The following is a 14548-nucleotide window of genomic DNA, read 5'->3' as shown; positions in this document are numbered from 1 at the left end:
GTTTCTCATTATAAATAATGTGGTTAAAAAAATATTTGTTCTGAATCAAATTATGTTTTCAGGCTGCCTGAAAAATATTCATTCAATTGATTTTTTGGTTTTTGGTTTTTTAAATTGTTTCAAATAAATCAAACATAAAACAAAAAATAACACGCTTAGCAAAACTTGCACACCAGCAAACCACGCACTCCACGCCACCGCATCCCACAACCGCATCACACCTTCCATAAAAGGCAATAAAATCAACATAGAACAATATTGATAAGTGTAAATTCGCCCCGATAAAATCCCACGCAAAGGCAACGCCAGCGAAATCAATTTAATCAGCATCAAAACATAACTCGTCTGCAATGGCGAAAAAATGCCGTCCCATAAAATCGTCAGCAGCATTAAGCCCAACCAACACGTTGCCGCCAAATGGTGTTTTTTTAAATTTATCATTGAATTATCATCACTAAAAATATTTTTAGGCAGCCTGAAAACCGATTATTGCGTTTTTTCAAGCTGCCTGTTTATGAATTATTTTTTCTTGGTTCCATCTTCGGGTTCTTCGTAATCAGTCAAAAACAAATTGTCCAACACGCCATCTGAACCCGCGGTTTTATTTTTCTTACTGTTCAATTGAATTTGCAAGCGCAAGTCATTGACAGAATCCGCATTTTTCAAAGCTTCTTCATAAGTAATCAAATTTTCTTCATACAAATCAAACAACGATTGGTCAAATGTTTGCATACCAATATCACGCGATTTTGCCATGATTTCTTTCACAGCATGAATGTCGCCACGCAAAATCAACTCCGAAATCAACGGTGAATTGAGCAACACCTCCACCGCCGCCACGCGCCCCTTGCCTTCGGCTTTGGGAATAAGACGTTGCGAAATAAAACCTTTCAAATTCAATGATAAATCATTCAACAATTGGGAGCGGCGTTCTTCTGGGAAAAAGTTGATGATGCGATCAAGTGCTTGGTTAGAATTATTCGCGTGCAACGTTGCCATACACAAATGCCCCGTTTCCGCAAACGCCAACGCATAATCCATGGTTTCGCGGTCGCGAATCTCACCAATCAAAATCACATCAGGTGCTTGACGCAGGGTGTTTTTCAGTGCTGCAAACCAATCTGCCGTATCCACGCCCACTTCACGTTGTGTGATGATGCAATTTTGATGCGGATGAACGAACTCAATTGGGTCTTCAATGGTAATGATGTGTCCGTAGCTGTTGGCGTTGCGATAGTCAATCATCGCTGCCAACGACGTAGATTTACCCGAACCCGTACCACCCACAAAAATCACCAAACCACGTTTCTCCATCACAACCTGTTTCAAAATCGGTGGCAAATTCATGTTGTCAAATTTTGGAATATCGCTGGTAATCACCCGACACACCAACGCCGCCGCTCCACGTTGCACCATTGCATTCACACGAAAACGCGATACACCCGCCAAACTAATTGCAAAATTACATTCGTTTGTCCCAAAAAATTCTTCGGCTTGTTTGTCGTCCATAATAGAACGAGCGATTTGTTCAGTATGCTCGGCGGTCAAGGGCTTATCGGTGATTTTGGTCAATTTGCCGTCCAATTTCATTGCTGGTGGATAACCTGCCGTGATGAATAAATCCGAACCTTTATTTTTGAACATATGCGTTAATAAATTGTGAATGAATTTTTTCATTTCCTCATTTACGGGTGGGATGTGTACTTTTGACATGGTTTTCTCAATGATTTAATTAGTAAAATACGAAAGGGGTAATTATACTAGAAATTTAATTTTCAGGCAGCCTGAAAAATTATTTCATTAATGAATACGTGCCATTGGAATAAAACACACCATCAAAGACACAAAAACAATGACGACATCCCCACCGAATGAATTGTCTACAGCCCCTAAAAAGCCGTATAATCGCGTACCGTTCTTTAAAATCAAAAAATCAACTGTTTTATTTATTTTAATTGGGGCTGCAATTTTTCAGGCAGCCTGAAAATATTTTCTCCGAAAGTTCACCCATGAGTACACTCAATCCTGCCCTAAACACCGTATTCAAAGCCGCCCGAAAAGCAGGCGATTTCATGATTCGCGCATCTGCCAATTTATCAAACATCAAAATTGACAATAAAGCTTTCAACGATTTCGTCTCTGACGTGGACCGACAAGCCGAAGCCATTTTAGTCAATGCCATTCAAGAAGCCTATCCACATCACAAAATCATCTGCGAAGAAAGCGGCACAATCGGTAATGAACACGCTGAATTTGAATGGATTATTGACCCATTAGATGGCACAACCAATTATTTACATGGACACCCACAATATGCCATCAGCATGGCATTACTGGAAAAAGGCGTTTTAAAAGAAGCACTTGTTTACGCACCCGAACGCAACGATTTATACACCGCATCACGCGGGCAAGGCGCATTGCTGAACGACCGCCGCATCCGCGTATCCAATCGTTTTGATTTGCCTAATTGTTTGATTGGAACGGGTTTTCCTGTGGTCAATCAATCCATGATGGAGACTTATTGGGCAATTTTGCGCGAGTTCTTAGAAAAAACCGCAGGCGCAAGACGCGAAGGCGCGGCAGCGTTGGATTTGTGTGCGTTGGCGGCTGGACGATTTGACGGCTTTTTTGAATTCAATCTGAAACCTTGGGACATCGCCGCTGGGGCATTGATTGTACAAGAAGCTGGTGGCATCGTAACCGATTTTAACGGCGAACAAGACTGGCTGCGTACAGGTAATATCGTTGCGGCTAATCCCAAAATGTTGGCGCAAATGCTGAAAATCATCGGCAAACATATTTAATTTATTGAATAAAAACATCATTATAATTATAATCTTGTTGATGTTTTTCATTTTCAGGCACCTAAAAAAAGGCAGCCTGAAAATCATCAAAATGCTATACTTTTTCATTTTCAACACACCATCAACATCGCAATGAATATTCCAGACATACAAAGTACACGCGATTTACGCAATTTGCCAATTAATCAAGTGGGTATCAAAGATTTACGTTTTCCAATCAGCGTGCAATCACAAAGCGGCATTCAAAACACCATCGCACGCATGACCATGACCGTTTTTTTGCCAGCCCATCAAAAAGGCACGCATATGTCGCGTTTTGTGGCACTCATGGAAGAACAAACCGCCACACTCAATTACACACAATTACAACATTTAACGCATGAAATGTTAACGCGACTGCAATCTGATTCTGGCAAAATCAGCATCTCTTTTCCCTTTTTCCGCCAAAAAACCGCACCTGTTTCGGGCATTAAATCGTTGATGGATTATGATGTAACCTTATGTTCAGAAATGAAAAATGGTGAATACAGCCACATTTTGAAAGTGATGATTCCCGTAACCAGTTTGTGTCCGTGTTCCAAAGAAATTTCACAATACGGCGCACATAATCAACGTTCACACGTTACATTGTCGCTGCGTTGCACCCAAGAAGTTCAAATTGAAGAAGTGATTGACTTGGTTGAAAATAATGCATCTTGCCAATTATACGGCCTACTCAAACGCCCCGATGAAAAATACGTTACAGAAAAAGCCTACGAAAATCCCAAATTCGTAGAAGACATGGTACGTGATATGGCTTTGGCACTAAAAAATGATTCACGAATTCAATCATTTGAAATTGAAAGTGAAAATTTTGAGTCCATTCACAATCATTCAGCGTATGCATATTTGGCTTACCCCTAAAATCATTTTTCAGGCTGCCTAAATATTCAGGCTGCCTGAAAAATAATGTGCCAAAATATGCTAAACTTTCGTTTTTCCAACAACCCCATTTTCACAATTGCAAAGGAATGATGATGAAATTGAATCAATGGTTTACCGTATCTTGTGCAGCAATGGCTTTGGCGGCTTGTGGTGGCAGCCAATCTTCAGGCAACACCGCCCCCCTGTGGCATCGTCCGCCAATCCTACCGCTACTACTGGCGAAAAAGTATTGCGCATTGGCACAAACGCCGAATTTGCCCCGTTTGAATCACTTAACGAAAAACAAGAAATTCAAGGTTTTGACATTGATTTATTAAACGAAATGGCAAAAGTCGGTCATTTTAAAGTGGAATTCAAACACACACCTTGGGACGGGATTTTTGCATCTTTGGATAACAAAGACGTGGACGCAGTGGCATCGGCCGTTACCATCACCGACGACCGTAAAAAAACCATGGATTTTTCCGAGCCTTATTACAAAATTACCCAAGTCGTGTTAATTCCCCCATCAAAAACCGTCAAAAATGTTGATGATTTGAAAAAATTGCCCAAAGTGGGCGTGGTATCGGGGCAAACTGGCGATTTAGCCGCACAAAAAATCTTTGGTGCAACCAGCCCGAATATCGCACGTTTTGATACCGTTACTTTACTGACCAAAGAAGTGGAAAATGGAGGGGTAGATGCAGGCATCAGCGACAGTGCCGTGATTGCCAATTACATCAAAAACAACACAAACAAAGGCTTTAGCATGGTTCAAATTCCTGATTTCCAAGAAGAACATTATGGATTTGCCGTTCGCAAAGGCGACACCGAAACCTTGAATTTGCTCAACGATTCATTGAAACAAGTACGCGAAAGCGGTAAATATGCCGAATTAGAAAATAAATATTTCGCCAAATAATCATTAAATTAATCATTCAGGCAGCCTGAAAACACATCATTCGGTTTTCAGGCTGCCTAAAAATTTATGATACCTGCCCCCAATCACACCATAAAACCTTTGAAACCTTAGAACTTGTTATCATAAAAGCATGAGCAACGCCGTACCATTGCAATTTTATTTCACCATAAAAATTGCTATAATTCACGTTCCTTAACCATTTTCAAATTATCCCCAAATGGCTCAAACCGTTATTAAGAAATCTGTCTTGGTGCTGCACAGCGCGGAAAAAATGTTCCAACTGGTTGATACTGTGGAAGATTATCCCCAATTTCTACCATGGTATGGTAAAACCGAAGTAATTAGTCGCGAAAATAATGAATTAAAAGCACGTTTATACATTGATTATATGGGAATTAATCAATCTTTCGCCACCCACAACATCAATCAACCACCGCATCAAATCCGCATGAATTTACTAGAAGGCCCATTCAAATCATTGCACGGCACTTGGACATTCACGCCATTGGGTGATGATTGCCAAATTCAATTTGAATTACATTATGAATTAATGGGTTTACTCAGTCGTATCATTAGCCCCGTATTCAGCGTGGTTACAAGTAAATTGGTGGACGCATTCATTCAGGAAGCAAACAGACGCTATGCCTAGTATTGAATTGGCTTACGGTTTGGCAGAACGACAAATTTTGTATCGTTTTGATGTTAAAGATGGCACAACCGCCCGACAAGCCGTATTACAAAGCCCTATTTTACAAGATTTTCCTGATGCCAATATCCACGCGCCTATCGGCATTTTCGGCAAAATCGTCAAAGATGATACCGTGTTACACGAACATGACCGCGTAGAATTGTATCGCCCCCTACTCGCCGACCCCAAAGACGCACGGCGCAAACGCGCTCAACAAAAAGGTTAATCAAATCATGAGTATCAAATTAATTGTCGGTTTAGGCAACATCGGCACCGAATACGAATACACTCGCCACAACGCAGGCTTTTGGCTGATAGACGAGTTAGCCAAGCAATGGAACGTATCGTTACGCGAAGAAAAAAAATTTTTTGGTGATGTGGCGCGCGCTCGTTATCACGGCGAAGATATTTGGCTATTAAAACCCAATACTTACATGAATTTATCAGGCAAAGCAGTTGGCGCATTGGCTCAATTTTACAAAATCCAATCCAATGAAATTTTAGTCGTACATGATGAATTAGACATCGGTTGCGGCAAAATTCGCTTCAAACTCGGTGGTGGCAACGGTGGGCATAACGGCTTAAAAGATATTCAAGCCAAATTGGGTACACCCGATTTTTACCGTTTGCGTTTGGGCATCGGACACCCTGGCGACCGCAATTTGGTCGTCAGCTATGTGTTGAACAAACCCAGCGCAGCAGAACGCGATTTAATCAATCAAAGTATTGATAAATCATTGAATGCACTGCCTAATATTTTAGATGGCAAACTAGATGACGCGGTGCGTTTTTTGCATTCCGCATAATATTTTTTCAGGCTGCCTGAACATTTTTTATTCAATAAAATAAGGATTTAACCATGTACAGCGATTACCAATCCGATACCACCCAATTTCTCAATCAATACTTAGAACAACACCCCGAAGAAGCCAAACAACGCTTAATCAATCGCGGTTTGTTGTGGGACGTAACCTTGAATCCCGAAGAACAAGAAGATTTCTCTGCCGCCAAATTACCCAAAAAACCCTATACTTATCAACCCGATTAATCTTCAGGCTGCCTGAAACCATGACCGTTCACTGTACGCCGTTTTCTGCCGAATTATTGGCTTATTTGCGTCAAATCAGCGCGACCGAACATCCTATTTTGGCACAAATTCGTGCCGACACCGCCACTCACCGTTTGGGTAAGATGGCGATTGCGCCCGAACAAGCTGCTTTGTTGGCTTGGATAGCGCAACTGATTGACGCAAAAAAATATTTGGAAATTGGCACATTCACAGGGTACAGCAGCACCGCAATGGCGTTGGCGTTGCCCGATGATGCACAATTGACTTGTTGCGATATTAATGTAACCTTTACCAATTGGGCGCGTGATTACTGGCAACGCGTGGGTGTGGCACACAAAATCACACTGCATTTGCAACCTGCCATCATCACAATGGACGAATTGCTCGCCAATGGTGCAGCCGAAACCTATGATTTGGCGTTTATTGATGCCGATAAACCCACTACACCGCATTATTTTGAACGCTGCCTGAAATTGGTGCGCTCGGGTGGCGTGATTGCAATTGATAATATGCTATTGGGTGGGCGCGTCATGCACGAACCGCATGACACCAGCCCCCCCAGTCATCGTATTTTGCGCGAATTTAACGCGAATTTGCCACACGATAATCGGGTTGTGCCACTCACTTTACCTTTGGGCGATGGCTTGACATTGTTACGCAAAAAATAATGAAGCCAACATTCAGGTAACCTAAAAAACACACAATCCGATTCATTATGGCAATTTTATGTAAAAGTTTTTTTAAAAACAGGTAAAATACATTTTTTCAGGCAGCCTTCAATCAACAACAGAATCGCCATTATGACCCGACTAGAATACATCGCCCAAGAATTAACCGCTCGCAAAAAAACCATCACCACCGCCGAATCTTGTACAGGCGGTTTGCTGGCAGCAGAGTTAACATCCATCGCTGGCAGCTCCGCGTATTTTCAACGCGGCTTCATTACCTATTCCAATCAATCCAAAACCCAAATGCTCAGCGTAAACGCCAACACCATCCGCCATTACGGCGCAGTTAGCGAAGAAACCGCTCGTGAAATGGCTTTGGGCGCATTAATCGCGACGCGCAACGATTACGCCATCAGCATTACAGGCGTGGCAGGCCCTGACGGCGGCACAGAAAAAAATCCTGTCGGAACAGTATGGTTCGGTTTTGCCACCAAACAACGCATCTGGGCAAAAATGCACCGTTTTGAAGGCGACCGCAGCCAAATCCGCCAACAAGCCGTTCAATATGCTTTGGCGATTTTGGAGCATTATTTGAAAACCAATCAATAACAAAAAATATCTTTCAGGCAGCCTGAAACTTTTTTTCTTTTTCTTACTCAACCGCATGAGTCTATTTTAATATGGTAAAAAATTTCACTCTCTTGACATTGTTTAGCGTACTACTGACCGCTTGTGGCACACCGTCCACGTCCAGCAGCAATACACCCAAAAACACACGTTTGACCGAATCTCATTTTTTAGGCAAATGGCTTATTACCGAAGGCAGTACCCCCGCTTGTCAGGAAATCACCACTTTTTTACCCAACAGAACTTGGATAATCAGCAGCAACAAATCACGCACCGCAGGCATTTGGTCATTTAACGATAAAACGCAAAAATTAACCATGCAATTTACCAGCAGTAATTTGCAAGCCAATTGCGAAGGCGACAAATTAGATGCCAATGATTTCAATCAAATCAAAGGCATTGATGCGGTTCACGCGGTTCGCGTTACGCCACAAGGCTTATTCGTGGAAACGCTGGATGCCAACGGCAAACCCAACAACGATTCCTATCATTTACAAAAATTACCTTAACACATGATTTATCCATGGCATTCAAATACTTGGCAACAACTCACAACGCATTGGCATCATCAACCTAATGCGTGGTTGTTATTGGGTAAAAGCAATACTGGCAAATCCGCTTTCGCGCTGCATTTGGCGCAATCCCTACTCTGCGAATCCCCACAACCTCATCACGACCCCTGTGGCACGTGTCCGTCTTGCCATTTGTTCAATCAAGGCACACATCCCGATTTTTATTCACTCACACCCGAGCAACCCGAAGAAGGCACAACTTCACGTAAATTATTGAATATTAAAATTGATGCGGTTCGTGCGATTTTAGAGCCGTTGATGCAGTCATCGGTACGCGGTGGACGGCGCGTGGTGCTGATTAACCCAGCAGAAAGTCTCAATACCCAAGCTGCCAACGCCCTACTCAAAATCTTGGAAGAACCACCCGAAGCCGTGATTTTCCTACTGGTTGCCCACAACCGAGACCGCGTTTTACCCACCATCAAAAGCCGTTGCCGACAATTATTATTGCCCGCGCCCGATTTTCAGGCAGCCTTAATATTTGCAAAAAAACAACAAATTGAAAATGCAGAAAATTTATTGGCATTTCACAGCCACGCGCCGCTTTTCCCCCATACACCCGAACAAGATGAATTGCGCGAAAAACTCATTGACCTGCTGGCACAACCACGATTATTGGCAATTTTGGATTACGCGGCTGAATTTGATAAAACCAAATTACCACTTGCCACGTTATTGGATTGGATGAATAAGTGGTTGATTGATTTAGCATTGGCACAACAAAACATGAACGTGATGTATTATCCCCACCATAAAGACAGCCTGAAAAATCTTGCCACCCAAACCAATCCTGCGACACTTTTTCATTTTCAGGCAGCCTTAAACGCACTAGCCCCTTACGGACACCATAGCTTAAATGTTAAAATGCAAACCGAATCGCTGTTATGTGAATATTTAACATTTACGCAAAATAAATCATCAAATTAAAGGAATAAAACATGAGTCAAGCTCCTAGAATGCTCAGTCTGCGCTTAGACGGCAAACCCGTTATTTACGCCAGTTATATGTCTTTCATCGAATACGGCGGCGTGTTCGTCCCCACCAATGACACATTTAAAATGGGCGAAGAAATTATGTTAATGCTCGAATTGGTTGGCCAAGCCAACACCGAAAAATTCCTCATCCCCACCAAAATTTGTTGGATTAACAGCAACCCCAGCTCATCAGGTCGCCCAAAAGGCATCGGCTTGGCGTTTGGCACGGACGAACAAAGCGTAAAAGCCAAAAATGCGTTTGAAGCCTTATTAAGCGGCATCCTTAATAACGAACGTCCTACTTATACTCTTTAAAATCATGAATTTGCCAATTTGGCATTTTCAGGCTGCCTGAAAGTGTATTTTATTATGCAACTAATTGATTCACATTGTCATATTAATTTTGATGGCTTAATTCAAAGATTGCCTGAAGTATTGGACAATATGTCCGCCAACCAAGTTTGCCAAGCCCTAGCCATCAGCGTGAGTCGTGATACGTTCAACGAAGTCCGCGCCCTTGCAGAACAACACAACCACATCTACGCAACTGTTGGCATTCACCCCGACAGCGAAACCGCCGAAGAATTCAGCCTAGAAGAATTGCTACAACACGCACAACACCCCAAAGTAGTCGGAATTGGCGAAACGGGTTTGGACTATCATTGGTGTAGCGGCGATTTGACGTGGCAACACAATCGTTTCATCACGCATATTCAGGCAGCCAAACAGGCTAATTTGCCGCTCATTATCCATACGCGCCAAGCCGCAGACGATACCATGCGCCTGTTAAGCGAACACGCCGCCCCTAAAGCCGTGATGCACTGTTTTTCGGAAGACATTCGCGTGGCAAAAATAGCATTGGATTTGGGTTACTATATTTCGTTTTCTGGAATTTTGACGTTTAAAAATGCCAAAGACATTCAAGCAGCCGCACAATATTGCCCGCTTGACCGAATTTTAGTGGAAACCGATGCACCGTTTCTCGCACCTGTGCCACATCGTGGCAAACAAAACGAACCCGCTTATGTGCGCCACACAGCTGAATTTTTAGCACAATTACGTGGCGAAAGTTTGGAACAAGTTGCCCATGCGACCACAGAAAATTTTTACCGGTTATTTGAAAAAGTCCAACGCATCTGATGTTCAGGCTGCCTGAAAACTAATTTAAATAATTACTTCATTAATAGAATTAAATATTTATGCAAAATATGTTAGAATACTGGTAAATGTTTTGATTGCAATTATTTTATTCAAAACTTAATTTTTGACATTACTTTCAAGATTATTCACTATGCAACAACACGCTAACTGCTACGAATCCGCCACCAACCCTCTGCACTATACTGATAACACATTAGTGCAGCGTGGCGATGTTGTGCTGTATTTACATGAAGAATTCGGTCGTGTAACAAAAGCACAAATCATGCGCGTGTGGGATACCATTTATTACGAAGACGGTGAACCCATCGGCGTTGTATTGATTGATGCTGAAAGCCCAAAAAATTCATTGCCCGAACTCTACACATTTACCGTTTACCATAACGTATTTGGCGAAGCTAAAAGCTATTTTCGTGGCAACATTACCGTGCCACAACACAAAATTGCTTCGCAATTGTGCCCACTGTTTCGCATGGGTATCTACATGAAAAAATGGGACGAAGAACACAAACGCATCAGCGTTGTACCACAACCCCCACACGAGCCTTATCCAGACCCAGAAGAAATTTATGAAGATTTCTTCCGACAGGCTGTGCTGAAAGAAGCCAAAAAGCGCAATCCCTATTGCCTGTTTACCGCAGGATTGTGGCAACGTGAGAATTTTTACCCACATCGTGCATTGGAATTTTTCCGCGCCGCCGCTCAATTCAATTTCGCAGCCGCTTGGCTAGAATTGGGTTTGGCGTATGATGGTAGCGATTTACTAGAACGCAATCCACAAAAAGCTGCCACTTGCTTTCAACAAGCTGCTTTATTAGGAAATTCGTTGGCTTATTATGAATTGGCTTTGTGCTATATTGATGGCAGAGGTATTGAACAAAGTGATGCTAAAGCTTTGGATTATCTGAAAAAAGCTGTTGATAATGGAATTTACCCTGCTTTTCTCACATTGGCGTTGTATTACACGCATGGCACATTCAATTTTTTGCGTAAAAAAAACAGCCCCTATCGCTTAATCAAATTAGTCAAGCCCAAATACCGTGAGGCTTTCAAATTGCTCAAACAAGCAGCGCAAACCCCTTGGGAAAAGCAACCTGTCTGCCAATTTTACCTTGCAGAATGCTATCGTTTGGGACACGGTGTGCGCCTAGACCCCAGTGAAGCCACTCGATTATACAAAGAAGCCATCAAATATGGCGACATCATGTTGCCCGAAATTCAAGAAGCCTGTTATTACACTGGCGATGTTTCTCGTTTAATGGCGGCTATTGAAGCAGATTCACCTTACGCATCTTATTTGGCTGGACGCATGTATTTATATGGCGAGCGAAATGTTGAAAAAAATAAATTACAAGGCAAAAGTTTTTTGAAACTTGCCGCCGAATCCGCCCACGAATGCGCCGAGATGGCCGCACGAATGTTGCAACAAAAAGACGAAACTTCGTGGACATTTAACCAACTTTAATCAAACTGATGTTTCAGGCTGCCTGCTCTTATTAGGCAGCCTGAAAACTTTTTATAGTATAATTCACTCCATTTTTTAGCTGAAAAATCATCATGACCGAACACAAAGCCCGTAAACGATTTGGGCAAAATTTTTTACAAGATACACGAATCATCAGCGACATCGTGAACGCAGTACGTCCGCAAGCAGATGATATTGTGATTGAAATTGGGCCAGGATTGGCGGCAATTACCGAACCACTCACGCGCAAACTCAATCAATTGCACGTTTGCGAAATTGACCGTGATATCATTCAATTTCTAAAAAAACAACCCTTTGCCAACAAACTCGTGATACACGATGGCGATGTGTTGCAATTTGATTTTCGCAGCATTGTGGGTAAGAAAAAAATTGTCGGGAATTTACCCTATAATATTTCCACGCCGCTATTATTTCGCTTGGCAGATGTGGCAGACGATGTGATTGATATGCACTTTATGTTGCAAAAAGAAGTGGTTGAACGCATGGTTGCCGTACCCAAAACCAATGATTACGGACGATTATCCGTGATGCTACAATACTTTTTTGATATGGAATTGCTGATTGAAGTGCCACCCGAATCGTTTGACCCTGCCCCCAAAGTGGATTCAGCCGTAGTGCGCATGATTCCTGTGTTGAACCGAATTGGAAAAGCAGAAAATTTCAAACATTTCAGTGATTTGGTGCGTGATTCGTTCCACCAACGGCGCAAAACCATTCGCAATAATCTGAAAAACATCGCCAATGATGATGATTTATTGGCTGTTGGCATTGAACCGCAACAACGTGCCGAAGAAATTGCGCCCGAATTGTATGTAAAATTGTCTAATTATTTGGTTCAGGCAGCCTGAAAACAAAAAACAACGAAAGAACAAAAAATGACCGTAACCAATGAGCAAAAAATTATGGTGAGCTTTAAAAATGTTCACAAATACTTCAAAGAGTTACACGTCATCAATGGCGTGAATTTGGACATCAAACAAGGTGAAGTAGTCGTGGTGTGTGGGCCTTCGGGTTCAGGCAAATCCACGTTAATTCGTACCGTGAACCAATTAGAAAGCATCGCTTCTGGCGAGATTTGGGTAGACGGCGTGAACGTCGCTGACCCTAAAACCGATTTAAATAAAATCCGTACCGAAGTTGGTTTTGTATTCCAACATTTTAATTTGTATCCACATTTGTCGGTTTTGGACAACATCACGCTTTCCCCCATCAAAGTCAAAGGTATGAACAAAGCCGATGCCGAAAAATTGGCGTTGGAATTGTTGGAAAAAGTCGGTTTGGCACACAAAAAAGGCGCTTTCCCCAACCAATTATCAGGCGGACAACAACAGCGCGTGGCAATTGCGCGTGGTTTGGCAATGCAGCCACGTGTCATGTTGTTTGACGAACCGACTTCCGCGCTTGACCCCGAAATGGTGGGCGAAGTGTTGAAAGTGATGAAAGATTTGGCGCAATCAGGTATGACGATGATGTGCGTCACACACGAAATGGGCTTTGCGCGTGAAGTCGCCGACCGAATCATTTTCGTGGACGCGGGGCAAATTTTGGAAGACCGCGAACCCAACGAATTTTTTACCAACCCACAAACTGACCGTTCCAAACAATTTTTAAGCCAAATTATGTCGCATTGATTGTTTCAAGCAGCCTTGCAGTACACGACAATTTTACGACAATATTTTGCATTTTCAGGCTGCCTGCAAGATTTTTTTGAGTCAAACCAATATGAATAATCCTCAATCTCTCGTAATTGCCAGTCGCGAAAGCGCGTTGGCGATGTGGCAAGCACAACATATTCAAGCACAATTGCAACAACTTTACCCCCAATGCGATGTCTCTATTTTGGGCATGACCACGCAAGGAGACCAAATTTTAGACAAAACCTTATCCAAAATCGGTGGAAAAGGTTTATTTGTTAAAGAATTGGAAGTCGCATTACAAGATGGACGCGCTGATTTAGCTGTCCATTCCATTAAAGATGTGCCAATGGTCTTACCCGAAGGTTTTGCACTGGTGGCAATTAGCGAACGAGCAAATCCATTTGATGCTTTTGTATCCAATCATTATACGCGTTTAGAAGACTTACCCAAAGGTGCGATTGTCGGTACATCAAGCCTAAGACGTGAGGCACAACTTCGTGCCCGTTTTCCACATTTGACCATCCAACCCTTGCGTGGCAACGTGCAAACGCGTTTGGCAAAATTGGATAATGGCGATTACGATGCGATTATTTTGGCGGCGGCGGGCTTAGAACGCTTAGAATTACACAATCGGATTCGCCATGTGTTGTCACCTGCCGATAGTTTGCCTGCTGCTGGGCAAGGAGCATTGGGCATTGAGATTGCTGCACATCGTACTGATTTAATTGCAACTTTGTTACCACTCAATCACGCCAAAACAGCTGCCTGCGTAACAGCTGAACGGGCATTGGCACGCGCACTCGGTGGCAGTTGCCAAGTACCATTGGCAGCATATTGCACAGCAGATGACGCAGGTTTGCTGACGTTACACGGTTTGGTGGCGCATCCTGATGGTTCGGTGGTTTTGAACGCAAACGCGCAAGCTCCCGCCCAATACGCAGATGCTCTGGGTCGTGCTGTCGCCAAAAAATTGGCGGATGATGGCGCAATGGACATTATTCAAGCTGTATTAAATTCATGAATTCAAAAAATATGGTGTT

At 42.7% G+C, this 14548-nt stretch carries 18 protein-coding genes and 1 pseudogene; 17 read left to right on the top strand and 2 right to left on the bottom strand.

Annotation, left to right across the window (positions count from 1 at the left end):
* Nucleotides 1-78 precede the first annotated feature (78 nt).
* Complete coding sequence (locus tag BWP33_RS07170) at nt 79-441, bottom strand: DUF2069 domain-containing protein (RefSeq protein ID WP_002642454.1); 363 nt, start codon at nt 439-441, stop codon at nt 79-81.
* 78 nt (nt 442-519) lie between these two features.
* Nucleotides 520-1713 carry a PilT/PilU family type 4a pilus ATPase gene (locus BWP33_RS07165; RefSeq protein WP_002642455.1) on the bottom strand — a complete coding sequence of 398 codons (1194 nt, stop codon included), beginning with the start codon at nt 1711-1713 and terminating at the stop codon, nt 520-522.
* A gap of 296 nt (nt 1714-2009) precedes the next feature.
* Here BWP33_RS07165 and BWP33_RS07160 point away from each other — a divergent pair, with 296 nt between their 5' ends.
* From BWP33_RS07160 to hemC, 17 genes and pseudogenes are all read left to right on the top strand, one after another.
* Nucleotides 2010-2804 (top strand): inositol monophosphatase family protein, encoded by a 795-nt coding sequence (locus tag BWP33_RS07160; RefSeq protein ID WP_002642456.1) that lies wholly within the window; start codon nt 2010-2012, stop codon nt 2802-2804.
* Nucleotides 2805-2936: 132 nt separating this feature from the next.
* Nucleotides 2937-3707, top strand: coding sequence for a GTP cyclohydrolase FolE2 (gene folE2, locus BWP33_RS07155; protein ID WP_002642457.1), 771 nt, complete (start codon nt 2937-2939; stop codon nt 3705-3707).
* Nucleotides 3708-3820: 113 nt separating this feature from the next.
* Nucleotides 3821-4629 (top strand): annotated as a pseudogene (locus BWP33_RS07150) (basic amino acid ABC transporter substrate-binding protein).
* A gap of 217 nt (nt 4630-4846) precedes the next feature.
* The gene (locus tag BWP33_RS07145; RefSeq protein WP_002642459.1) at nt 4847-5278 is read left to right on the top strand and encodes a type II toxin-antitoxin system RatA family toxin; all 432 of its coding nucleotides are present in this window, start codon (nt 4847-4849) and stop codon (nt 5276-5278) included.
* Nucleotides 5271-5543, top strand: a complete 273-nt coding sequence (locus tag BWP33_RS07140) for an RnfH family protein (RefSeq protein ID WP_002642460.1) — start codon at nt 5271-5273, stop codon at nt 5541-5543. Before BWP33_RS07145 ends, BWP33_RS07140 begins: the two co-directional genes overlap by 8 nt.
* Nucleotides 5544-5550: 7 nt before the next feature.
* A complete protein-coding gene (gene pth / locus BWP33_RS07135) occupies nt 5551-6123 on the top strand; it encodes an aminoacyl-tRNA hydrolase (RefSeq protein ID WP_002642461.1) in 573 nt (190 codons plus the stop codon).
* A gap of 53 nt (nt 6124-6176) precedes the next feature.
* Nucleotides 6177-6365 carry a DUF3460 family protein gene (locus BWP33_RS07130; protein ID WP_002642462.1) on the top strand — a complete coding sequence of 63 codons (189 nt, stop codon included), beginning with the start codon at nt 6177-6179 and terminating at the stop codon, nt 6363-6365.
* Nucleotides 6366-6385: 20 nt separating this feature from the next.
* Nucleotides 6386-7054 (top strand): class I SAM-dependent methyltransferase, encoded by a 669-nt coding sequence (locus tag BWP33_RS07125; RefSeq protein ID WP_002642463.1) that lies wholly within the window; start codon nt 6386-6388, stop codon nt 7052-7054.
* A 132-nt stretch (nt 7055-7186) separates the two neighbouring features.
* On the top strand, nt 7187-7663 hold the full coding sequence (locus tag BWP33_RS07120; RefSeq protein WP_002642464.1) for a CinA family protein: 477 nt from the start codon (nt 7187-7189) through the stop codon (nt 7661-7663).
* Nucleotides 7664-7755: 92 nt separating this feature from the next.
* Nucleotides 7756-8190: a hypothetical protein gene (locus tag BWP33_RS07115; RefSeq protein ID WP_158666821.1), complete on the top strand. Its 435-nt coding sequence runs from the start codon at nt 7756-7758 to the stop codon at nt 8188-8190.
* 3 nt (nt 8191-8193) lie between these two features.
* Nucleotides 8194-9180: a DNA polymerase III subunit delta' gene (gene holB, locus BWP33_RS07110; RefSeq protein WP_002642466.1), complete on the top strand. Its 987-nt coding sequence runs from the start codon at nt 8194-8196 to the stop codon at nt 9178-9180.
* A gap of 11 nt (nt 9181-9191) precedes the next feature.
* Nucleotides 9192-9542 carry a PilZ domain-containing protein gene (locus BWP33_RS07105; protein WP_002642467.1) on the top strand — a complete coding sequence of 117 codons (351 nt, stop codon included), beginning with the start codon at nt 9192-9194 and terminating at the stop codon, nt 9540-9542.
* A 54-nt stretch (nt 9543-9596) separates the two neighbouring features.
* Nucleotides 9597-10367 carry a TatD family hydrolase gene (locus BWP33_RS07100; protein WP_002642468.1) on the top strand — a complete coding sequence of 257 codons (771 nt, stop codon included), beginning with the start codon at nt 9597-9599 and terminating at the stop codon, nt 10365-10367.
* Between the two features lie 151 nt (nt 10368-10518).
* A complete protein-coding gene (locus tag BWP33_RS07095; RefSeq protein WP_002642469.1) occupies nt 10519-11850 on the top strand; it encodes a tetratricopeptide repeat protein in 1332 nt (443 codons plus the stop codon).
* A 92-nt stretch (nt 11851-11942) separates the two neighbouring features.
* Entirely contained in the window at nt 11943-12719 is a 777-nt protein-coding gene (gene rsmA / locus BWP33_RS07090) for a 16S rRNA (adenine(1518)-N(6)/adenine(1519)-N(6))-dimethyltransferase RsmA (RefSeq protein WP_002642470.1), read from the top strand.
* A 54-nt stretch (nt 12720-12773) separates the two neighbouring features.
* Nucleotides 12774-13502: an amino acid ABC transporter ATP-binding protein gene (locus tag BWP33_RS07085; RefSeq protein ID WP_104930438.1), complete on the top strand. Its 729-nt coding sequence runs from the start codon at nt 12774-12776 to the stop codon at nt 13500-13502.
* Between the two features lie 91 nt (nt 13503-13593).
* Nucleotides 13594-14529, top strand: a complete 936-nt coding sequence (hemC, locus tag BWP33_RS07080; protein ID WP_002642472.1) for a hydroxymethylbilane synthase — start codon at nt 13594-13596, stop codon at nt 14527-14529.
* Nucleotides 14530-14548 lie beyond the last annotated feature (19 nt).

It is taken from the genome of Simonsiella muelleri ATCC 29453 (assembly GCF_002951835.1).
In the GTDB taxonomy this organism is placed as follows: Bacteria; Pseudomonadota; Gammaproteobacteria; order Burkholderiales; family Neisseriaceae; genus Simonsiella; species Simonsiella muelleri.
The sequence above is the reverse complement of the archived record's forward strand: the minus strand, read 5'-3'. Positions and strand labels throughout refer to the sequence as shown.

Excerpts from the sequence above, each read along its gene's own strand:
- BWP33_RS07170 (WP_002642454.1), bottom strand. The coding sequence starts at position 441 with ATGATAAATTTAAAAAAACACCATTTGGCGGCAACGTGTTGGTTGGGC.
- BWP33_RS07165 (WP_002642455.1), bottom strand. The coding sequence starts at position 1,713 with ATGTCAAAAGTACACATCCCACCCGTAAATGAGGAAATGAAAAAATTC.
- BWP33_RS07160 (WP_002642456.1), top strand. The coding sequence starts at position 2,010 with ATGAGTACACTCAATCCTGCCCTAAACACCGTATTCAAAGCCGCCCGA.
- folE2 (WP_002642457.1), top strand. The coding sequence starts at position 2,937 with ATGAATATTCCAGACATACAAAGTACACGCGATTTACGCAATTTGCCA.
- BWP33_RS07145 (WP_002642459.1), top strand. The coding sequence starts at position 4,847 with ATGGCTCAAACCGTTATTAAGAAATCTGTCTTGGTGCTGCACAGCGCG.
- BWP33_RS07140 (WP_002642460.1), top strand. The coding sequence starts at position 5,271 with ATGCCTAGTATTGAATTGGCTTACGGTTTGGCAGAACGACAAATTTTG.
- pth (WP_002642461.1), top strand. The coding sequence starts at position 5,551 with ATGAGTATCAAATTAATTGTCGGTTTAGGCAACATCGGCACCGAATAC.
- BWP33_RS07130 (WP_002642462.1), top strand. The coding sequence starts at position 6,177 with ATGTACAGCGATTACCAATCCGATACCACCCAATTTCTCAATCAATAC.
- BWP33_RS07125 (WP_002642463.1), top strand. The coding sequence starts at position 6,386 with ATGACCGTTCACTGTACGCCGTTTTCTGCCGAATTATTGGCTTATTTG.
- BWP33_RS07120 (WP_002642464.1), top strand. The coding sequence starts at position 7,187 with ATGACCCGACTAGAATACATCGCCCAAGAATTAACCGCTCGCAAAAAA.
- holB (WP_002642466.1), top strand. The coding sequence starts at position 8,194 with ATGATTTATCCATGGCATTCAAATACTTGGCAACAACTCACAACGCAT.
- BWP33_RS07105 (WP_002642467.1), top strand. The coding sequence starts at position 9,192 with ATGAGTCAAGCTCCTAGAATGCTCAGTCTGCGCTTAGACGGCAAACCC.
- BWP33_RS07100 (WP_002642468.1), top strand. The coding sequence starts at position 9,597 with ATGCAACTAATTGATTCACATTGTCATATTAATTTTGATGGCTTAATT.
- BWP33_RS07095 (WP_002642469.1), top strand. The coding sequence starts at position 10,519 with ATGCAACAACACGCTAACTGCTACGAATCCGCCACCAACCCTCTGCAC.
- rsmA (WP_002642470.1), top strand. The coding sequence starts at position 11,943 with ATGACCGAACACAAAGCCCGTAAACGATTTGGGCAAAATTTTTTACAA.
- BWP33_RS07085 (WP_104930438.1), top strand. The coding sequence starts at position 12,774 with ATGGTGAGCTTTAAAAATGTTCACAAATACTTCAAAGAGTTACACGTC.
- hemC (WP_002642472.1), top strand. The coding sequence starts at position 13,594 with ATGAATAATCCTCAATCTCTCGTAATTGCCAGTCGCGAAAGCGCGTTG.